The sequence below is a fragment of the Altererythrobacter sp. GH1-8 genome (assembly GCF_043702085.1).
Classification (GTDB): Bacteria; Pseudomonadota; Alphaproteobacteria; order Sphingomonadales; family Sphingomonadaceae; genus Erythrobacter.
This window is the reverse complement of sequence record NZ_CP171690.1, coordinates 1,207,787-1,228,204: the sequence shown is the minus strand read 5'-3', so window position 1 is coordinate 1,228,204 and position 20,418 is coordinate 1,207,787. Positions and strand designations below refer to the sequence as shown.

20 protein-coding genes are annotated in these 20,418 nt (G+C 60.2%); 9 read left to right on the top strand and 11 right to left on the bottom strand.

Going from position 1 to position 20,418, the window contains the following annotated elements:
• Positions 1–185: 185 nt before the first annotated feature.
• From tilS to ACG9DO_RS05955, 5 genes are all read right to left on the bottom strand, one after another.
• Positions 186–1,109 carry a tRNA lysidine(34) synthetase TilS gene (gene tilS / locus ACG9DO_RS05975; protein WP_394731211.1) on the bottom strand — a complete coding sequence of 308 codons (924 nt, stop codon included), beginning with the start codon at positions 1,107–1,109 and terminating at the stop codon, positions 186–188.
• Between the two features lie 75 nt (positions 1,110–1,184).
• Positions 1,185–2,162, bottom strand: coding sequence for a tol-pal system YbgF family protein (locus tag ACG9DO_RS05970; RefSeq protein ID WP_394730804.1), 978 nt, complete (start codon positions 2,160–2,162; stop codon positions 1,185–1,187).
• 164 nt (positions 2,163–2,326) lie between these two features.
• On the bottom strand, positions 2,327–3,196 hold the full coding sequence (locus ACG9DO_RS05965; RefSeq protein ID WP_394730803.1) for a helix-turn-helix domain-containing protein: 870 nt from the start codon (positions 3,194–3,196) through the stop codon (positions 2,327–2,329).
• A 170-nt stretch (positions 3,197–3,366) separates the two neighbouring features.
• Positions 3,367–5,637, bottom strand: a complete 2,271-nt coding sequence (ptsP, locus tag ACG9DO_RS05960) for a phosphoenolpyruvate--protein phosphotransferase (RefSeq protein WP_394730802.1) — start codon at positions 5,635–5,637, stop codon at positions 3,367–3,369.
• 133 nt (positions 5,638–5,770) lie between these two features.
• The gene (locus ACG9DO_RS05955; RefSeq protein WP_394730801.1) at positions 5,771–5,926 is read right to left on the bottom strand and encodes a YdcH family protein; all 156 of its coding nucleotides are present in this window, start codon (positions 5,924–5,926) and stop codon (positions 5,771–5,773) included.
• 175 nt (positions 5,927–6,101) lie between these two features.
• On the opposite strand from ACG9DO_RS05955, the gene ACG9DO_RS05950 reads away from it, so the two are divergent.
• Positions 6,102–6,299 carry a YdcH family protein gene (locus ACG9DO_RS05950; protein WP_394730800.1) on the top strand — a complete coding sequence of 66 codons (198 nt, stop codon included), beginning with the start codon at positions 6,102–6,104 and terminating at the stop codon, positions 6,297–6,299.
• 158 nt (positions 6,300–6,457) lie between these two features.
• The gene (locus tag ACG9DO_RS05945; RefSeq protein ID WP_394730799.1) at positions 6,458–6,931 is read left to right on the top strand and encodes a DUF1465 family protein; all 474 of its coding nucleotides are present in this window, start codon (positions 6,458–6,460) and stop codon (positions 6,929–6,931) included.
• A gap of 19 nt (positions 6,932–6,950) precedes the next feature.
• Here ACG9DO_RS05945 and glpK read toward each other — a convergent pair whose 3' ends face one another.
• Positions 6,951–8,432, bottom strand: coding sequence for a glycerol kinase GlpK (glpK, locus tag ACG9DO_RS05940; protein WP_394730798.1), 1,482 nt, complete (start codon positions 8,430–8,432; stop codon positions 6,951–6,953).
• A gap of 59 nt (positions 8,433–8,491) precedes the next feature.
• On the opposite strand from glpK, the gene ACG9DO_RS05935 reads away from it, so the two are divergent.
• The 4 genes from ACG9DO_RS05935 (at position 8,492) to ACG9DO_RS05920 (ending at position 12,995) form a co-directional block, all read left to right on the top strand.
• Positions 8,492–9,388: an MBL fold metallo-hydrolase gene (locus ACG9DO_RS05935; RefSeq protein WP_394730797.1), complete on the top strand. Its 897-nt coding sequence runs from the start codon at positions 8,492–8,494 to the stop codon at positions 9,386–9,388.
• 359 nt (positions 9,389–9,747) lie between these two features.
• Positions 9,748–10,524 (top strand): hypothetical protein, encoded by a 777-nt coding sequence (locus tag ACG9DO_RS05930; protein ID WP_394730796.1) that lies wholly within the window; start codon positions 9,748–9,750, stop codon positions 10,522–10,524.
• A 92-nt stretch (positions 10,525–10,616) separates the two neighbouring features.
• Positions 10,617–11,645 carry a quinolinate synthase NadA gene (gene nadA, locus ACG9DO_RS05925; RefSeq protein WP_394730795.1) on the top strand — a complete coding sequence of 343 codons (1,029 nt, stop codon included), beginning with the start codon at positions 10,617–10,619 and terminating at the stop codon, positions 11,643–11,645.
• 39 nt (positions 11,646–11,684) lie between these two features.
• Positions 11,685–12,995 (top strand): DUF2254 domain-containing protein, encoded by a 1,311-nt coding sequence (locus ACG9DO_RS05920; protein ID WP_394730794.1) that lies wholly within the window; start codon positions 11,685–11,687, stop codon positions 12,993–12,995.
• Positions 12,996–13,013: 18 nt separating this feature from the next.
• On the opposite strand, the gene ACG9DO_RS05915 is transcribed toward ACG9DO_RS05920, so the two are convergent.
• Positions 13,014–14,825 carry a DUF885 domain-containing protein gene (locus tag ACG9DO_RS05915; protein WP_394730793.1) on the bottom strand — a complete coding sequence of 604 codons (1,812 nt, stop codon included), beginning with the start codon at positions 14,823–14,825 and terminating at the stop codon, positions 13,014–13,016.
• Between the two features lie 16 nt (positions 14,826–14,841).
• Positions 14,842–15,762, bottom strand: a complete 921-nt coding sequence (locus ACG9DO_RS05910; RefSeq protein ID WP_394730792.1) for a DMT family transporter — start codon at positions 15,760–15,762, stop codon at positions 14,842–14,844.
• A gap of 66 nt (positions 15,763–15,828) precedes the next feature.
• Here ACG9DO_RS05910 and ACG9DO_RS05905 point away from each other — a divergent pair, with 66 nt between their 5' ends.
• Positions 15,829–16,932, top strand: a complete 1,104-nt coding sequence (locus ACG9DO_RS05905) for an alkene reductase (protein WP_394730791.1) — start codon at positions 15,829–15,831, stop codon at positions 16,930–16,932.
• 36 nt (positions 16,933–16,968) lie between these two features.
• On the top strand, positions 16,969–17,859 hold the full coding sequence (locus ACG9DO_RS05900) for an HpcH/HpaI aldolase/citrate lyase family protein (RefSeq protein ID WP_394730790.1): 891 nt from the start codon (positions 16,969–16,971) through the stop codon (positions 17,857–17,859).
• 6 nt (positions 17,860–17,865) lie between these two features.
• Here the strand turns inward: ACG9DO_RS05900 and ACG9DO_RS05895 are convergent, their stop codons facing one another.
• Positions 17,866–18,180 (bottom strand): hypothetical protein, encoded by a 315-nt coding sequence (locus tag ACG9DO_RS05895; protein WP_394730789.1) that lies wholly within the window; start codon positions 18,178–18,180, stop codon positions 17,866–17,868.
• Entirely contained in the window at positions 18,177–18,872 is a 696-nt protein-coding gene (gene lipB / locus ACG9DO_RS05890; protein WP_394730788.1) for a lipoyl(octanoyl) transferase LipB, read from the bottom strand. Before lipB ends, ACG9DO_RS05895 begins: the two co-directional genes overlap by 4 nt.
• Before the next feature lie 82 nt (positions 18,873–18,954).
• Between lipB and ACG9DO_RS05885 the strand changes: the two genes are divergently transcribed.
• Positions 18,955–19,767 (top strand): glycerophosphoryl diester phosphodiesterase membrane domain-containing protein, encoded by an 813-nt coding sequence (locus tag ACG9DO_RS05885; protein WP_394730787.1) that lies wholly within the window; start codon positions 18,955–18,957, stop codon positions 19,765–19,767.
• A gap of 27 nt (positions 19,768–19,794) precedes the next feature.
• Here the strand turns inward: ACG9DO_RS05885 and ACG9DO_RS05880 are convergent, their stop codons facing one another.
• A complete protein-coding gene (locus ACG9DO_RS05880; protein WP_394731209.1) occupies positions 19,795–20,403 on the bottom strand; it encodes a class I SAM-dependent methyltransferase in 609 nt (202 codons plus the stop codon).
• Positions 20,404–20,418: the final 15 nt, after the last annotated feature.

Below are 20,418 nucleotides of genomic sequence, written 5' to 3'. Positions count from 1 at the left end.
GGCACTTCAGGACGCTGGCCAGTTTACAAAAAGCGAGGCAATCCCGTTTTCGTCAAGCCAGTAACCGGCTTCTCCAAAGAGCCGGTACCCAAATGGCAAGAGCGACAGATAACGGTCCCGTCTGCGCTTTTTGCCATTTCATGTTGGGTTAGGCTGCGGCGTGGTCAGAACGAGTGGCAGCAATGTCAGCTTCGTCTGGGGGGTTCACGTCGCAGCCGCCAACTCTCCCCTTCGACGCTCACCAGTACACCGGCCAGATTGCCACCTTCGCCACTTGCAAGGCGATCGCGCAGGGCAGCCACGGCACCGCCGCGGGGAGCGCCGCCCAGTTGCTTGAAAGCGCGTTCCAGCACCATCAATTGCACAGCCTTCGGCGCGTAAGGCGTATACTCGATCTCGCCGCCGCTCTCACGAACCTGCGCGTTCCATTCACACTCAGCGGCCCATTCAAGCCCTTCGAGCGCATCGCTTAAATGCTTGGCGCTTGCGGCGATCGATAGCGGGTCGAGCCAGTCAGCCTTTGCCAAAGCATCGCGCATCCGCACGCGATCGAACTGGGGATCGCGGTTGGACGGATCTCGCGCGGGCTCAATCCCGGCGGTTGACACAAGCGCTTCGAGTTCGGCTTTGCGCCAGCCGAGCAAGGGCCGGATCAGATACTGCGCTTCCGGATCATCCTCAGCGCTCGCCTCATCCAGCAAGCGGACAGGCCGAATAGCCGCAAGCCCTGCCAAGCCGCTCGCCCGGTTAAGCCGCATCAGCAAAGTCTCTGCCTGATCATCCGCATGATGTGCGGTCGCGAGATAGCGGATTGCGTCCTGCTTCATCCATTGCTGCAACGCCGAATAGCGAGCCGACCGCGCGTTATCCTGCAAATTGCCATGTGGGACATCGACCCGCAGGCTGACATGAGGAATCCCATGCTTCGCGCACAGAGCCGCGACCGCCGCGCATTCTGCTGCACTTTCCGCGCGCAGGCCGTGATCGACACTGGCCGCTTTGATCATGTCAGGCCGTGCAGCATGGGCCAGCAGCACGAGCGCAAGGCTGTCTGGCCCGCCAGAAACCGCTACTCCAAGCCGCGTACCCTGGGGCCAAAGCGGCGCGATGTCAGCGCGGAAACGCGCAAGAAGATGCGGATGTATCGCCCCAGTTATCGTGCCCTCTCCTTAGGATCAGCCTCTCTAGCCGCACTTAACCCGAGCCCTGTTGGCCTCATACTGCTCCATTAACCGGCCAGTTGCGAGTGCGGGATAGACCTCGCCGAACTCAGCGAGGGCAATGCAGGCCCGGTTGGTATCGCCCCGCGCGATCATGCTTTCAGCCAGGAAGAGCAGGCTGTCTCCTGCCCGAACACCTTGCTTATCGATCTGGTAATTGCGCAGGAACCATGGGGCCGCTTCGTCAGGCTTGCCGTCATCGAGATAGGCGCGTCCAAGGAGATTGCGCCCGTACGAAACACGCCAATGATTCGGGAAGCGTTCGACAAAACGTGAAAGCTGTTGCTGCGCTTCGGGGTAGAAACCGGCATCCCACAACCGGAAGCCATAGGTGTATTCATCATCGCCATCATCACCGGTCTGCGGTTTGGTGATTTCCTGCACCGCTGCCAGACGCTCGGCAGACGGACCGCCCGACGGAGCCGACTGCGCAGGGCTGGTGATTTGCGTGACCCGCGAGGCACCACCTGTCATCGCTTCGAGATTGGATTGAGACGCGCTCGGCTCGTCCGTTTCAGGCGTTGCCGCAGGAGCAGCAGGGCCGATCGCAGGTGCAGCGATGCCTTCTGCCGCACCGTTCTGCTCAAGCACGGCCAGTCGCGCTTCCATTTGCGATAGCGCATTCGCATTTTCCTCGCTCTGCCCGGTCAAGCGCTGCAACTGCGCTTCCATCGCATCAAGCCTTACGAGAATATCCGTGATGGCAGTCGTCGATGGGTTGCTGATTGCAGGGCGGGATGGATCGACAGTCTGGATTTCGGGCTCAAAGAAACGCCCATCGCCGCCTGGAAAGACCTTGCGCTGCAAAGCGCGGATCTCAGCTTCGATCTTGCGGATACGGGCCTCGGAAAGGCCATCCTGTGCGATGGCGGGTACGGGCATTGTCGCGAGAACGGCCACGGCACTTAACGCCATGAGCGGACGGGTGAACGGAATAGACATAGTCAATCAGGCTCCTTCGAGCGGGTTTCCGGCGGTTTCGGCTCGCATCAAGCGAGCGAGCCAAGAATGCACACTTTGTATTGCCCCGAGGCTGAACACGACAAGAATCTGCCTAAAGCGAAGCGTCAAGTCGAGCGCCAGGTGCGCCATAGCGGTGGGAAAGATCAGTTGAGCTGCGCTTCTGGTGCAGGGTTTGGCATCGCCTGGTTGATTGCATCGGGCAGAGAACCTTCCGCTTCGTTGCGGGCCAGCAGAGCTTCTGCCGAGATCGCAACGTCACGCATGACGAAATCGTCTTCAGCAAGTTTGGGAACGGCGCGACCATTGATGGTGATCGCAAAAGCATCCGGGCGCCCGGTCCATATCTGCGGGCCTTGCGCGTCAGACGGAATTTCGAAACGCTCACCGCTCGCCATCTGCTTTTCCAGCAGGCGTTCGCCCTGCGCATCATAGAACTTGACCCAGATGCCGTCTTCGAGAGCCGTGAAGACGACCTGACCATCGCCGCTCACTGCGCCTTGCTGGACAGCGGCTTCGCCGGTGGCGCTGCTCGCCTCATTCGTTGCCAGGACAGGCTCCGGATCAGGCTGCAATGGTGCAGGACCGTTACCTGCACCATAGAATGTCGAGTAGAAACTGAACGCACCAATTGCGAGGATCAGGGCAGCGAAACCGCCTGCCCATGCAAGACCGGAAGAGGGAAGCTTGCCGGGATCGCCCGGCTCAAACGCGTTCTGGCGAGCCTGGCGCGCATCTTCAGCGGCGGCCAGCTCCGCGCGCACTTCGTCTGCGATCGCCATTTCATCGAGCCCGACCAGCCGTGCGTAGCTGCGCGAAAACCCGACCGCGTAGGTCTTTGCAGGCAAGGCGGAAAAATCGCCGCTTTCGATGGTGACAAGATGATGCTCAGGGATGCGTGTTTCCGAGGCGACCTGAGCAATGCCAAGCCCCATTTCTTCGCGCTTGCGGCGAAGCCGTTGTCCTACGCTTTCCAGCGGGAGTTCTTCCCCCGCAGCTTCTTCTGCGCCGCTCATGACCCGACCATATCGTGATATTGCCCTTTTTTGGACAGAAATCTGTAACCGTGTGCTGTGTCAAGCATCTGAAAGCCCGAGATTCATGCCGATACGATGAGTAGGGGCTGGCCTGCGCCTAGTGGTCGCCTTCTCGCGTTGCACTGCAGCAATGGCGCTCGGCACCGCGATCAATCGAATTCGATCCCGCGTTCTGTTGCCCAGACCTGCAATTGCTCGCGCAGGTTCTTTTCCGGCTCAGCCAGCCAACCAGTCATAGCTTCGGACAACTCGTTGAGGTCGACCTTGCGGACCAGTTCCTTGATCGGGCCGACAGCCGCCGGCGTGATCGAGAGGCGGCGAATGCCTATGCCCATCAATGCAAGCGCTTCCAGTCCGCGCCCGCCCATCTCTCCGCAGACGCCCAGATCAACATTCGAGCCGACAGTGCCCTGCACGACCCTGCGCAAGAAACGAATAATGGCCGGACTAAGCCAGTCATACCGCTGCGCGAGCTTTGGATTGGCGCGGTCCGCTGCGAAAAGAAACTGCGTCAGATCATTTGTGCCAATAGACAGGAAGCTCAGACGCGGAAGCAAGATGTCGAGGGTCTCCGCCAGTGCCGGGACTTCAAGCATGGCCCCATACCGAACGGCATCCGGCAGCATCTTTTTCTGCTTCCTGAGATAACCAAGCTGGTCTTCAAAGACGGCCTTGGCCTGGTCGAATTCCCATGGTTCCGACACCATTGGGAACATGACATTGAGCTCGCGCCCAGCTGACGCTTCCAGCAAGGCGCGCGCCTGGACCTTCAGCAGACCTTCGCGTTCGAGCGCCATGCGCAGGGCGCGCCAGCCCATCGCCGGGTTTTCATCGAACTGGCTTTCTTCCGACTGCAGATAAGGAACGGCCTTGTCGCCGCCGATATCGACAGTGCGAAAGATGACGGGCTTGTCGCCCGCTGCCTCGAGTACATCGCGATACAGCCTGAGTTGCTTTTCACGAGCTGGAAGCGTGGCTGATACGAGGAACTGGAATTCCGTGCGGAACAGTCCCACCCCATCAGCGCCAGTCATGGCCAGCGCACTCATATCATCGCGCAGCCCTGCATTCATCATGACCTGAATGCGGGTCCCGCAGCGCGTGAACGGTTCCACGTCGCGCAGCGCGGCATAGGCTGCCTGGCGCTCTTTCGACTTGGCAAAGCGAGTCGCAAAAGCCTCTGCCACACTGGCGGTGGGTCGGATCGTCGCTGACGCAGCGCCCGCATCGAGCAGAATTTCATCACCATCGCGGACGAGACCGCGAATTCCGCGCGCCTGGCCAAGCACCGGTATGCCCATGGCCCGGGCAACAATCACCACATGCGCGGTGAGCGAACCTTCCTCAAGGATTACGCCCTTCAGGCGGCGGCGATCGTATTCGAGCAATTCTGCAGGGCCGAGGTTTCGTGCGATCAGCACGGTATCGCGACGCAAGCCTTGCGATGCCGCAGTGCCAAGCTGCCCAGACACAATACGCAGCAGGCGATTCGAGAGATCCTCCAGATCGTGCATACGATCCGCCAGCAAAGGATCGTCAATCTCGCGCATCCGCATCCGGGTGCGCTGCTGCACGCGTTCAATCGCCGCTTCTGCCGTCAGCCCACTGTCGATTGCTTCGTTGATCCGCCGCGACCAGCCCTCGTCATAGGCGAACATCTTGTAGGTCTGGAGCACCTCTTCATGTTCACCGCCGACACCAAACTCGGCCTGGCTGGCCATCGTGTCGATCTGCTCACGCATACGATCGAAGGCGCGATAGACCCGCTGCCGTTCGGCTTCGATATCGTCGGCCATAACCTGCGTGATCTGGACGCGCGGCTGGTGATAGACCGCGTGTCCCATCGCCAGCCCCTTGACCAGTGTGAGACCAGTGACCGTCTGAGGCCCGGACTGTTCAGACGAAAGCCCTGATGCATCTTCCTCGTCAATCAATTCTGCGTTTGCGATCAGCTCTGAGAGCACCATTGCGGTCGTCTGAAGCGCTTCGATTTCAATATCCTCGTAGCGCCGCGGATCGACGTGCTGGACGCACAGAACTCCCACTGCGCGCTCGCGATAGACAATCGGCACTCCGGCAAAGCTGTGGAATTTCTCTTCGCCTGTTTCCGGTCGATACTGGAAATCTGGGTGAGCCTTTGCCTCAGCCAGGTTGAGCGTCTCGACATTGGCGGCAATCGTTCCAGTCAAGCCTTCGCCGATTGCCATCCGTGTGACGTGGACCGCGCTCTGGTTCAGGCCGCGTGTCGCGAACAGTTCCAGCATCCCTTCGCGCAGGAGGTAGATCGAGCACACCTCGCTATCGAGCGATTGTCCAATCGTATCGACAACACGGTCAAGCTTCCCCTGCGCATGGAGGCGCGAGGCCATGACCTCGTGCAAGCGGGTCAGTATCTGTCTGGCGGCATCGGCGGCTGTCATGATGGAACCAGCCTATAACACGGATAGGTAAATGCGGAATGGCTGGATTGCAGGAATGCGTATTCACTCGGACAGCGAAATCCGGCAAACTTGCTGACGACGCGTTTGGATCGCTGAAAGAGGTGAGCGCGCGCTAGGACGCGGCGAGTTCTTCCTTGATCCTGAGCTTGCGCTTCTTGAGGTCCTGGATCGTTTTTGCATCAGGCGCAGGCCGGTTCATTTCCTCGCGAAGCTGCGCTTCGAGACCAGCATGTTTGGATTGCAGCGCATTGACGTGGGACGATGCCATAAAGTGTCTCCTCAAGTGGGTGGGAACCCCTGTTGGCGGAGCGACTCGTCCAGGCGCGGACGAACCGCGAATTGTCATCAAAACATAACCTGCCTATCTTGAAAAGAGTTTCCGGAGATTGAATCGTCGCATCCGGACTGAATCACGATAAACCGAACTTGGGGAGCCGATTGCAGTGACAGAAGAAGAGCTCCGCAAACGTCTGGAACTGCTTCGCAGCGAACATGGCGACCTCGATGCAGCCATCATTGCATTGAACCAGGCAGGTTCCACCGACCAGTTGCAGATTGCACGCCTGAAGAAGCGTAAGCTGCTGTTGAAAGACCAGATAGCGCAGATCGAAGACACTCTGCTGCCTGACATCATAGCCTGACTTGCGGCGCTCCCGATTGTTTTGCTTGCAAGTTTGAACGACCGGTTTTTACTCCAAATTCATCAAAACCGTATCGGAACGGGACAGGCATCACCGATCGCTGGAAAAGATGGTTGATCAGCTAGCGTTCACGCGGTGCGCCGGATAATCGATAGCTCATGAGCCGAACGACATCTCTTTCCCAGCCGATTATCGAGTCGCTGTATACCGAAGCGCTGGTCCTAGCGGACGAAGTGCGCGCTGTGTTTGCACAAGGCTTGGGCGAAGAGCGTCGCGCGCAGGATGACCTTGCCAGGCTGACTTTCTCGAGCGAAGGTCTGAAGGCGACGACGCGAATGATGCATATCCTTGCATGGCTGCTCAATCAGCGCGCCTATTTCTCCGGCGAACTCAACTCGGCCCAACTGCGCCAGCATGGCGCATTGCCCGAGGATCAGGGCTCCACCGAGGCTGAGGTCGAGCGGCTCGATCCCATCAGCCGTGAACTGGTCGACGAGACGATCCGCTTGCACCGCCGGATATTCCGTCTCGATTCTGCGTGGCGGAGCGACTTTGACGCGCATCCAGGCGTTCACGCGATGCACGAACGCCTTGGGCGAGCCATCATGCAATCCGAATCGCGCTCCGCCTGACCCCGGCTACAATCCGCATTCATGCCGCCGCGAGGGCTTTGCGCCAACGGGCCAGTCGCGCATCGCGCACCGACTGATCCATATCCGGTTCGAACCGGGTAAGCTCACCCCGCATCGCTTCGGCAGCAGTTGCAAGATCTGAGTGCAGGCCAGCGCCCACCGCGGCCAGCATCGCAGTGCCCAAGGCGGTCGTCTCAACAAAGCCGGGACGTTCGACTGTCAGGCCCAGCATGTTGGCAAGGTCCTGCGCCATCCAGTCATTCGCGCTCATCCCGCCATCGATCTTCAGGCTGTCCCATGCCGCCCCGTCCGCAGCGAAAGCTTCAGCGAGGTCATGCGTCTGATGCGCCATCGCTTCCAGCGCTGCGCGCGCCAGTTCCGCTTTTCCGCTGGCGAAGCTGAGGCCTGAGATCACACCGCGTGCATCGGCCCGCCAATGCGGCGCGCCAAGCCCCGCAAGCGCGGGCACGATCGTTACCCCGCCAGTGTCCTCGATGGATCGCGCGAGCGCTTCAGTCTCGCTCGCGACTCCGACGATGCCAAGCGAATCCCGCAGCCATTGAATGAGGCTGCCTGCGACAAAGACAGAGCCTTCGATCGCATAGGTCCGTTCACCGCCCAGCTGCATCAGCACCGTTCCAAGCAGACGATTACCGGAGCGCGGGATTTCAGTACCCTTGTTCGTCAGCACAAAAGCGCCGGTGCCATAGGTCGCCTTGGTCTCGCCATGAGCAAGACACGCCTGGCCGATAGTGGCGGATTGCTGGTCGCCTGCAAGACCGGAGATCGGGATAGCGGCATCGAACAGGCTCAGTTCCGTTGTCGCAATCGTGCCGGCATTGTCGACCACTTGCGGCAAGGCGTGATGCGGAACGCCGAAAAGTTCGCACAGCCCGTGGTCGAAGCCCGCTCCGTCAAGCGCCATCAACAGGGTGCGGCTGGCATTGCTCGCGTCGGTTATGTGCACACCGCCATTTGCGCCTCCGGTGAGCTTGAAGACCAGCCAGCTTTCGATCGTTCCAAAGGCAAGCGTCCCGGCATCGGCCGCAGTCTTTACGGCCTTTGCATTATCGAGCATCCAGCGCATCTTCGTGCCGGAGAAATAGGGATCGAGCAGCAAGCCGGTCTGAACCTGGACTTGCGGCTCATGACCTTCATTCCGCAGCTCTTCGCAGAAATCCGCTGTCCGGCGGTCCTGCCATACGATCGCGCGCGACAGCGGTTCGCCTGTATCCTTGTCCCACGCAACAACGGTTTCGCGCTGATTGGTGATCCCGATACAGGCAATCTGTTCAGAGCCCCCTGCTGCCACCACAACGTCGCGCGCGCAGGCAAGCGTCTTTTCCCAGATCTCCGCCGCATCGTGCTCGACCCAGCCGGCCTGCGGATAGTGTTGCGTGATATCCTGCTGCGCGATGGCATGAACCTGTCCCGCTCCATCGAACAGCATCGCCCGCGTCGAAGTCGTGCCTTCGTCCAGGACAAGGATAAACTTGCTCACACTCATCTCCCCAAATTCTGTGACGTGACATGTGCACGGTCATTCTTCATATGCAAGCCATGGCGTTACCTCCCGAACCATGGCCCACAGGCGTGGCTGAGCAATGCGAACCGCTGGTGCGGCGCGTGCTTGCCCCCAACCCCTCGCCTTATACCTATACCGGCACGCAGACCTATATCGTCGGCGCGGGCGCAGATGTCGCCGTGATCGATCCTGGCCCGGACGAGCCTGAACATATCGAGGCGATCCTGGCGGCGATTGGCGATGCGAAGGTCACCGCGATCATGTGCACGCATACGCACCGCGATCACTCGCCTGCCGCAGCGCCTTTGGCCGAGAAGACCGGAGCGCCGGTGGTTGGCTGCGCGCCGCTCGTCATCAGCGATGAAGCGCTTGCCGTATGGGGCACACGCGCAGACGAGGCGTTCGATGCGACCTATGCGCCTGACCGCGTGCTGGAAGATGGCGAGGCGATGACCGGCGGTTCGGGTGAAGGGGGCTGGACTTTGCGCGCGGTGCACACCCCGGGCCACACCAGCAACCATTTGTGCTTCGCGCTTGAAGAAAGCGGCGCGCTGTTCACTGGCGACCATGTGATGGGCTGGTCCACCAGCGTGGTCATTCCGCCTGATGGCGACATGGGCGAATACCTCGCCAGTCTTGAACGGCTGCAGGAACGCGAAGACCGGGTCTATTACTCGGCGCATGGCGCACCGATTGAGAAACCGCGCCAGCTGGTGCGCGGCATGATCGGCCATCGCCGCCAGCGCGAGAACCAGATCATCCGGCTTCTGGGGGAGCGCCCTCGCCCGCTCGAGGACTTCATCCCGGATATGTACAAGGGGCTCGACCCGCGCCTCAACAAGGCTGCGCAGATGAGCGTGCTGGCGCATCTGATCGATCTGGAAAAGCGCGGTCAGGTCTCCAGAAGCAATGAGGAATGGCGCGCGAATTGATGGCGGCCCCATCGCTCGCGCGGGCATGTTGGATACACATGTTACACAGTCCTGGGCGCGAATTTGCTGGGCGCTCAGCGCAACATTATTTCCCACAACATCAGCGCGCTCGAACACGGGTTTGGCGCGCAGGCAGGCAGGCAGGCAGGCAGGCAGGCAGGCAGGCAGGCAGGATCGACAAGGTCAAAGAGCGCTCTCAGTCTAGTGCCTACCCGCGGCGTAGGAAATGTCCGCCAGCGGGTGGGAAGCGGACATTCCGCAGAGGCCCCCGAGGCCGCCTTTGCAGTCAGGCGCGCGCCATCAATTGACGCAATCCGGTTTGTCACTCTAGTTTCGAGTTAGGGGATTGGGGGGATCACATGGGATCTGTTGCAGGCGAACAAACCGCCCGGCCGGTTGAAGGTACGCGTTTCTTCACCATCATGGCGGTGATCATGTCGCTCGTGATCGTGGCTGGCTTCTCGCTCAACCTGGTGGCCGGACGATCGAATTTCGCCTTGCCATGGCCGTATCATGTCCACGGCGTGATCTTCATGAGCTGGATCGGTCTCTATCTGGCGCAGCATCTATCCATCGCACGCGGCAATCGCGCGCTGCATGTTCGCCTGGGCAAGCTTGCTTACATGATGGTTCCGCTGATGGTCGCTGCCGGAAGCCTCATCATGATCGTCGTCGCAAGGCGCAATGGCGGTCCGTTCTTCTTCCACGTCAGCGAGTTTCTGTGGAGCAACATGGCCTTCCTGTGGCTGTTCGGTGGCCTCACCTGGTGGGCCCTCAAACGGCGCCGTTACACCGGTTGGCACCGCCGCCTGATGCTGTGCGCCATGGCGATCCTGACCGGACCGGGGCTTGGCCGTTTGCTCCCTCTGCCGTTGATGATTCCCCATGCATGGACCATCACTACGCTCACAACGATGGTCTTCCCGGTTATCGGCATGATCGCAGACTGGCGGCGCGAGGGGCGCGTCCACCCGGCCTATTTCTGGGGACTCGGCCTTTACCTCGCGGTATTCGTGGTTTCAGTTGCAATCGCACATACGAGCCTCGGCATGGCCGTAACCGAATGGGTCATCGCTGGCACACCCGGTGCAGAGCGCCCGATTGAGCCATTCCTGCCGCCCGGCTTCAGCATGTAAGCACTTGCAACTGCCTGCGAACGGAACGCACTCGCGTTTTGCGGCATTCTTTCTATATGAAGACAAACACTTCAGCTGACTGGATGGATTGAATGAGCATCGAGACCAAAGTCCCCACTGGCGATGACCTGCTGGCAGAGATCGACCGCCTGCGCAAAGAGCGCAATGCGGTGATCCTCGCGCATTATTACCAGACCGCGGATATCCAGGACATTGCGGACTTTGTGGGCGACAGTCTGGAGCTGAGCCGCAAGGCAGCCGAGACCGATGCGGACGTGATCGCGTTTTGCGGCGTGAAGTTCATGGCGGACACCGCGAAAATTCTCAGCCCGGAGAAGATCGTGGTCCTGCCAGACATGGACGCAGGGTGCTCACTCGAAGACAGCTGCCCGCCGGAGAAGTTCAAGGCTTTCCGCGAGGCGCACCCGGACCACATCGCGCTCACTTACATCAATTGCTCGACTGAAGTGAAAGCGCTCTCGGACGTGATCGTCACGTCATCGAGCGCGGAGACGATCCTGCAGCAGATACCGGAAGACCAGAAAATCATCTTCGGCCCGGACCGGCATCTGGGCGGCTATCTCAGCCGCAAGTTCGGGCGCGAAATGCTGCTGTGGCCGGGCGTGTGCATCGTGCACGAGGCGTTCAGCGAGACCGAGCTGCTCAAGCTGAAAGAGCAGTATCCTGACGCGCCGATCGTGGCGCACCCGGAATGCCCGCCGACGATCCTCGATCACGCCGATTATATCGGTTCGACCAGCGGCATCCTCAATTACGCCAAGACGTTTGAAGGCGACACGCTGATCGTCGCGACAGAGCCGCACATCATGCACCAGATGGAAAAGGCCCTGCCCGAAAAGACCTTTATCGGCGCGCCGGGCGCGGACGGAAACTGCTCCTGCAATATCTGCCCTTACATGGCGCTCAACACGATGGAGAAGCTCTACGTGGCGCTGCGCGATCTGGAACCGCGTATCGAGATCGACGAGGAACTGCGCCTCGCCGCGAAGAAGAGCCTCGACAAGATGCTCGAAATGGCGAGCGGCACAGTCGGCAAGGGCGACATTGGCGAAGTGCAGATCGAAGATATGCCCGCGAGCGAGGTACCCACGGGCGATTAAAACTTGCAACCCATTAGCGGGTTCACGCGTTGATCCGGCATGACAGCTGAGATCAAGTTCATGTGGGCGCGGCTAAACGCCAATTACTGGTTTTATCCAGCGCTGTTTTCGCTGGTTGCAGCAGCTTTAGCGCTCACAATGGTCTATCTCGACCGGCACGGCTTCGCTGAATACCTCAGCGACGTGCAATGGCTTGTCCCCGCCCGCCCTAAGGGCGCAGCGGATATGCTTACTATCATGGCAGGCAGCATGATCGGCGTGGCGTCGACTGTCTTTTCGATCACTATCGCAGCCGTCGCTTACGCAAGCGGCAATTACGGACCCCGCCTGCTCACCAATTTCATGGAGGATCGCGGCAATCAGTTAAGTCTTGCGACCTTTATCGGCAGCTTTGTTTACGCCTTGATCGTGCTGCGCGCAGTGCGGGCGGAGGACGAGACACCTGCAGTCACGGCTGGCTCGGCACTACCCGGTTTTACGCCGCAACTGTCCCTGCTTGTGGCATACGGCCTGCTCGCGTTGTGCATCGCGGTGCTGGTTTTCTTTCTCAACCACGTCCCTTCATCGATCCGCATCAACAAGGTTCTGAAAGGTATCGGCACGCGGCTGCTGGAAATGATCCGCGATACGTTTCCAGTTGAAGACAGCTTTGCTGAAGCAAAACCGCAGGTCCGGGGGAAAGTACTGACGTCATGGGGCACAGGTTACGTTCAGATGATCGACTATCAGGACCTCGTCGATCTCGCACGAAAATGCGATGCGACCTTTTCGTTGAGGGTGCGGACTGGGGACTTCGTACACCGTGACCTGCCATTGCTGGAGATTAGCGGATGCGATCCGAGCGACATCGAGCAGCGGGTGCGCGAGTGTTTCTCGCTTGGCTCGACACGAACTCCTGAACAGGACCCGCAATTCCTGATTGATGAGTTGGTGGAGATCGGTCTGCGCGCGCTTTCGCCTGGCATCAATGACCCCTTCACCGCGATCACCGCACTGCACTGGCTGGGCGCGGCGACATCAGAAATTGGCCGACGTGACCTGCGACGGGCAATTTGCAAGGATGGTGAGGACGAATGCCCGGTCATTCCGTCTCCGGACAATTTCGAACACTATGTGAAGCGGGGCTTTGGCGCGATCAGGAGCGGCGTTGCCTCAAGCCCGATTGCCGCTGAAGTCATGCTGCAAACACTGTCTAATGCCGCAACGCCAATCGCTGACCGGGCGCGACAAGAAGAGCTTCGAAAGGAAGGCATTCGTTTGGCACGGCAGGTGGAATTGTCTCTATCCGGCCCGGACCTGGAGCGCTTTCAGGCTCAGCACGAAGCGTTTCTCAAAACGTTCTGGGACTAAACCATTCCCGTTACCGGCTCACTCCACCGGCAGTTCAAACAACAACGCCCGCGCGTATTTCACTGGCGGGGAGCCGAAGCTCAGCACGCGGTCGTGATAGGTGCGAAGGTCGAATTCCTCGCCCCAGCGTTCTTCCGCTTCCTCGCGCAGGTTCCAGTGCTGGTCATACCCGGTGTAGTAACTGAGCAGTTGGATCGAGCCCAAGTTCGCGCGGGTCCATTTGCCCGCCGCTTCGCGTTCCTGCTGGAAACCGCCTTCCATCATCAGGCTCATCGCTTCCTCGCGCTCCATGCCTTCGGTGTGGATCTTGATATCGAGCAGCGTGTTGATGATCGCGCGCAGGCGGAACTTGAGGCCGTTGAGCAGGAAATACTTGCCCTCAGTCGACTCCATCCCGCCGAGATAGCCGTCCTCTGCCATCACGCGCTCTGAATAGACTGCCCAGCCTTCGATAAACGGACCGCTGGACAGTACCGCGCGCAGTACGCTGTCATACTTGTTCGCGTGATCCAGCTGCAGCGCGTGCCCCGGCACCCCTTCGTGGATCGACAGCAGGTGCAGCATCGAAATGTTGTATTCCTTGAGGAAGCTGGTCGCTTGCTCATCGCTCCAGCTGTTGGGGATCGGCGCGACCGCGTAAAACGCCGGCAGGCTCTTGTCGAGCGGCCCCGGCGCGTCGAGATAAGCGACTGAATTGCCCCAGTAGAATTCCGGCATGGTGATGATCTGCACCGGCCCGTCCATCGGCCGGACAAGATCGCGCTCATAGGTATAGGCCGTGGCGAAAGCAGTAGTGTCGCGCGCGGCCTGTTCCAGCCCGTCACGCGGCGCGCGGTTCTCGTAGCTCTTCTCCAGCCCGCATTCGATCACCGCCTGTTCCAGCATGGCCGGATCGCGCACTTGCAGCTTGTCACAGTGCTCGATAGCGCGAGCGACTTCAAACATCTGCGCGCGGGTTTCCGCATAGGCGGCTTCGGCGCGCGCTTTCAGCTCCGCGACGGTCATATCGGTGTGGAGCGCGAAGGCCATCTTTTGCTGGTATTTCTCAAGGCCCAGGCGGAACTCACCTTCAGCGCCGGGAACGACAACCTCGTCGAGCCATTTCTGATGCTCAGCCAGCGCGGCCTTGAGGCCTGCCTTGGCCGCCTCATAACGCGCACTGCCCAGTCCAGCCTTCTCTACCTCCGGATCGATCAGGCCAATGACAATCGACATGATCCCTGCATTCTGCTTGGCAACCGTCTCCGCATGCACCTTGGGCACGCGCGCGACATCGATTTGAGCGCGCGCGGTCTCGAGAAATGCGGGGATCGCTTCCATCCTTGCGATGATATCCGGCAGACGCTCATCGAAGGGCGCGAAGTTGCGCGCGACCATGCCATACAGCGCGCCGGAGACTTTGTTGTGATAACTCTGCGGATTCCAGGCCCATTGCTGCTCTGTGTCATGGCTCCACAGATCATATTCGAGCTGGTTCTTGAGCAGCGCGTAATCGACCTGGTTCGCGCGCGACAGCTGATCGAAAGGGATCGTCTCCAGCGCGGCGAGGAACGCCCGATCGGCATTGCGCGCAGTCTTTCGGCCCCGTTCGGACACGTCCGGCAAAAGGGCGTTGAAGCGATACTCGCCCAGTCCTGTTGCAGAAACCGGGTTCAGCTCTGTGAGGACCTCGATATAGTTCGAGCCCAGATTTTCAAAGGCTGCGTTCGCGTCGGCTTTTGGAGCTTCAGCCACAAGTGCAGGCGGCGTCTCAACCGGGCCGGAATAGGCGGCGCAGGCGGTTAGACTGACTGCCGCAGCACTTGCGAGCGCGATCGCTGCGAATTTCATTGGTTGGCTCCCTCTCTCATGCGCCGGGCTGGCTAGCACTGCGCACGAGCTTGGTCGAGGGCATGCTGAGCCGCGACAGGACCAGCGCGCTGCCCACAAGGACCATGCCGAATACGTCCAGCGGGACAAGCACTTCGCCGAAAACCGACCAGCCGATCAGAGCAGCTATGGCAGGTTGAGTAAGCAGCGCGAGACCGATGACCAGGGGGGAAAAGTGACGCATGGCAAAAACCAGCAGTCCCTGTCCGATCAGCTGGCTGGTGACAAACAGCGTCAGGATCGGCGTCCAGTCCGTCGGCCAGACAGGCTCCCCTAGCAAGAGCGCCAGGCTGAGCAGCACCGGACTGCCGAACAGGCTGACCCAGACCAGCAGGCTCCAGCTGCCGAAATGCGCCCGCGCACCTTTCAAGGTGAGCAGGTAGACCGCGTAGAGCAGCCCTGCGGTAAGGCAGAACAGATCGCCAATGAATGTCTGCGTCGAGATTTCGAGGCTGCGCCCCATCAATATGCCCGCCCCTGCAAGCGCGCAGACAATTGCCAGCCATTCAAAACCGCGCGGCAGCATGCGCGCGATGATAAAGCCCCAGAACAGGAGAATGATCGACCCGGCATTGCCGAACAGTGTTGCATTGCCAAGCCGCGTCAGGCCAATTCCGATATGCCAGCTCGCCAGATCAAGCGAGAAGGCGACCGAGCCAAGCGCCACCAGCATCAGCGTCTTGCGCGGCATTCCGCCAAGGCGCTGCCCGCTCGCCCGCGCGAACACGAAAAGGAAAGGAAGCGCAAGGAACAACCGCCAGAAACCCGCAGAGACAGGTCCAGTGTCCGCCAGCCTGACCAGCCATGGCCCCAATGCAAGGGCGACGTTCCCGCCCAGCAAAGCGAGGATCAGCGCAATGCTGACAAAGCTGCTCTTGCCGGATCCCTCTCTTTCCATGCTTGCGCCCTAGCGCTGAAAAGGCCAGTTGCGAAACACAATTGAATTCCATGAGAGGACCCTTGCGTGCACGATACCTTGTTCCAGCCGCTGAAGCCTGGCGCGATTGAAGCGAAAAACCGGATTTTCATGGCGCCGCTCACGCGTGGGCGCGCGTCAGACCCGGTATTCGTCCCGAATGACATGATGGCAACTTATTACCGCCAACGCGCAAGCGCAGGACTCATCATTTCTGAAGCGACCGGCATCAGCATCGAAGGCCTTGGCTGGCCGTCTGCACCCGGCATCTGGAGCGATGAACAGACCGAGGCCTGGAAAGCCACCACAAAGGCTGTGCATGAAGAAGGCGGCACGATCGTGCTGCAACTGTGGCATATGGGCAGGATCGTACACCCCTACTTCCTGGGCGGGCAAGCGCCCATCTCAGCGAGCGCCACAACCGCGCCGGGCCACGCGCATACACCGGAAGGGCGCAAGGATTACGAAGCGGCGCGCGCGGCAACCAAGGACGATATCAAGCGCATCGTCGAAGATTATCGCAAGGCCGCAGCCAACGCCAAAGCAGCCGGATTCGACGGCGTGCAACTGCATGGCGCGAATGGCTATCTCGTCGACCAGTTCCTGCGCGATGGCACGAACCTGCGCGAGGATGAATATGGCGGCAGCGCGGAAAACCGCACCCGTTTCATGCGCGAAGTGCTGGAGGCGCTGATCGATGTTTGGGGCGCGGACCGGGTCGGCATTCGCTTGTCTCCCAATGGTGAAACACAAGGCTGTGATGACAGCGATCCGGCGGGCACATTCGGCATGGCGGCGAAAGTCATCGAAGACCTGGGCCTTGCCTTTCTCGAACTGCGCGAGCCGGGCCCAGATGGTACGTTCGGCCAGACCGATGTGCCCAAGCAAAGCCCGATGATCCGCGAAATTTATTCCGGCGCTCTGATCCTCAACTCCGATTATGACGCGAAAGCCGCCGTTAACGATATAGAAGCCGGTCTTTGCGATGCTGTCAGCTTCGGGCGGCCGTTCATCTCCAACCCCGATCTGCCCGCGCGGATCAAGCAAGGGGCCGAATGGGCGCCCAACAGGGACGTGCCGAAAAGCTGGTACTTCCCCGGCCCAGCGGGTTACATCGATTACCCGACGCTGGAGGAAGAACAGGCAGGCTGATCGGAGCGACGCGTCCCGCCGTATGGAGGCGAGACAATGCGGTCGTGGTTACTGGTCCCGGCAGAGAACGAAGAACAGCTCGAAGAGGCATCCAGCTCTGGCGCGGATGTCGTGGTGCTTGACCTCGATCAGGCTCGCTCTGAAAGCGCGCGCGCTGATGGCCGCGAACGCGCAGCGGACTGGATGCGCAATCACCGCGAGCAGGTTCTGCAAGGACAAAGCTTCGCGCGATGGGTGCGGATTTCTCCGATTGAATCGGAGCATTGGCGTGAGGACTTGCGTGCTGCGCTGGCTGGCGCGGCAGAAGGCATCTTCCTACCCGCCGTGCCTGGCCCCGCCTATGTCCAGCAGCTCGCCAGTGAAGTCTATGAGGTCGAGCAGCGCTGCGGGATCGCGCATGGGGCAACACAGATCATCCCGCTGATCGCGTCTCGGCCGCAAAGCGTCTTGTCGCTGAGCCAGTTCGCTGAAAACATCCAGCCGCGGCTGGGCGGCTTCAGTTGGGAAAGCGCAGTCCTCGCCGATGCCATCAGTGCAAGGCGCGAACATAACTCTACCGGCGAGTGGTTTGGCGCTTTGGCGCATACGCGGGCTCAGATCATTCTGCTCGCCAAGGCCTGCGGCTTGCTCGCGCTGGAAAGCGCCCAGCCTGCAACGATGCCGGAAGACGCTTTCGCCAACCTCGCTTCCGCGGCTCGGGCAGACGGTTTCAACGGCATGTTCGCGAATTCCCCAGCGCAGGTGAAGGCGATCAACGCCGCCTTCACACCAACCGAGAGCGAACTTGCGCGCGCTCAGAATGTGATCGCGCAATTCACCAGCAACCCGAATGCCGAGCATGTAAGGATGGGCAATCGTGTGCTCAATCGCGCGGACCTGCTCCGCGCGCGGCAGATGCTGGAAGCTGTCAATATGGGGGTCGGCTAAAGCGAGTTAAATTTCGTCTGCCTCATCTGGCGCAGCTGACGGCGGGACCGGCTGATCAGTTGTTTCGTCCCCCTCCTCAGAGGTTTCGTCCGCGCCGGTCTCCTCGGCTCCCTCATCCCCAAGCGCCGCCAGCCGCTCTTCCTCGCCCTCCATGGGAGGGGATTGCGATGCGACTGATTCGAGCGGCAGCATGTCATCGCTGATCGTTCCGCCCAGGATTTCGCCCTTAGCTTCAAGATCGCCGTCCTCACTGCGCTGCTGCGGGTCATCGGAACAGGCAGCGAGGCCGAGGAGTAGAAAAAGGAGAACGAAGCGGTTCATGCGCATGACCCTTTAGTGCGAGAGAGCCGGTCAAGAAAGCCTTTCCCGCGCGCTATCAACGCAGCGTCCCATTCCTGCGTCGAAATATCGAGCCCCAGTTTAGCGAGACTGGTGACGCCGAATTCCTCGATCCCGCATGGGACGATGCCGGAGAAATGCGTGAGGTCGGGCGCGAGATTGACGGAGAAGCCGTGCATCGTGACCCAGCGCCGTACGCGCACGCCGATCGCTCCGATCTTCGCCTCGCGACCGTCTGTGTCTCTGGTCCAGATGCCAACCCGCCCATCCACGGCCCAGCTTTCCACGCCAAAATCGCTGAGCGTGGCGATCACCCATTGCTCCAGACCATGCACAAAGCAGCGTACGTCCTTGCCGCGCTGGTTGAGATCGAGCATCGCGTAGCCGACCCGCTGGCCGGGTCCGTGATAGGTGTAGCGTCCGCCCCGCCCTGTCTCGATCACGTCAAAGCGCGGATCACGCAACTCCGCCACGTCCGCGCTGGTCCCGGCGGTGTAGACCGGCGGATGTTCAAGCAGCCAGAGCATTTCGCTTGCCTCGCCAGAAGCAATGGCGGCGTTGCGCGCCTCCATCGCTGCAAGCGCCTCGCGATAGGGTACAAGAGCCGAATCCTGACGGATCTCGATCCCGGGCAAGGCGCTGCCAGCCCCTGAATTCTGTGTTGCAAGCTGCATCCGCCATTGCGTGGGGGCAAACTTCGCGCTTATCAAGGGGTAAAGGCGCGCAATGAGCCCGCGCAGCAGAGGAAACGGACACATGAAACTGGATATGGGCCGCGCGTGGAACGATGCGATGGCCATGCTCAAACAGAACCGCGATGTGACAGTGGCTGTCGCTGGACTGTTCCTGTTCTTGCCGGTCTTCGGACTTTTCCTGCTCCTGATGCACTCGGGGATAAGCCTCATAATTGAAGGTCAGGAGCCCGATCCTGAATTCGTCAATCAGCAGATCGTGGCTTTGTTCACGGGCTATTGGTGGGCTTTTCTTGGCGTGGTCATTGCACAGATCTTTGGCTCTGTCGTTCTCATGCGGGTCCTGGCCGACCCTGCTCGCCCTACAGTCAGTGAAGCACTGGCCAGTGTCCCTGGCATGATCCTCACAATTATCGCAGCGCAAATCCTGATCAGCCTTGCAACGCAGGCTCTGCCCCTGCTCGGATCGGTCTTGCCGCCTGCAGCAGAAGCCTTGGTCAGCCTTATCTCGCTCCCGATAGTGTTCTATCTCACAATCAAGTTCATGCTGATGACGCCGATCATCGCAATCGATCGCGAACGCAATCCGATCAAGGTGCTGCAGCGGTCCTGGTCGCTGACCAGGAACAACAGCTTCCGGCTGTTCGGCTTTATGGCTCTCTTGATTGTGGTCGGCCTTGTCCTTGGCCTGCTCGCGACGCTTATTATCAGCGTCGTCCTGGCACTTTTCAGCGAACGAATTGCTTCGATTGGAATAGTCGCGTTTCTGGCGCTGGTCATCGCCCTGGCTTATGCCATCGGATATGCCGTAACCGCCAGCATTCACGCCCAGTTATCCGGTCGCGACCTCAATCAAAGCTGGGAAGATTTCGCCTGACAGCGGGGATTGACGGCTGGCTGAGCCTCAATTCTGGCCGGGTTGTTCGCCCTCTGCCTTCCAGCCCCAGAACAGCTTGCACGGCAGGATATTAAGCCATTCGAAGCCCTGGTCGATACGGGCGAAGTGCGGGGCCATGAAGTCCCGGCAAGCTGCCGTAAACTGATAGACCAGAAATGCACCGCCCGGGCGAAGGACCCGGTGCGTTGCAGCGGCAATGGCAGGGGCGACACCGGCCGGAAGGGTTGAGAATGGCAGGCCCGACAGCACATAGTCTGCCTTTTCGAACCCGTGATCTGCCACGATCTGCTCGACATCTTCTGCCGAGCCAAGCACCGCATGGAACCGAGGATCGCGGATCGTCTTGCGCAGATAGTCAATGTAGATCGGGTTGGTGTCGATCACGATCAGCGCCCCGTCACCGCGCAGCCGTTCCAGCACCGGGCGGCAGAAGGTGCCGATGCCCGGACCATATTCGACGAACAGCTTGGTCTCGCGCCAGTTCACCGGCTCCAGCATACGGCGTACTGTGAAACGCGAGGAAGGAATGATCGAGCCCACCATGCGCGGATGCTCAAGAAACCCGCGGAAAAAAACGCTGCATTGCGCTCCATAAAGCGCCAGGCGATCCCGCATGCCGCCTTTGCTGCC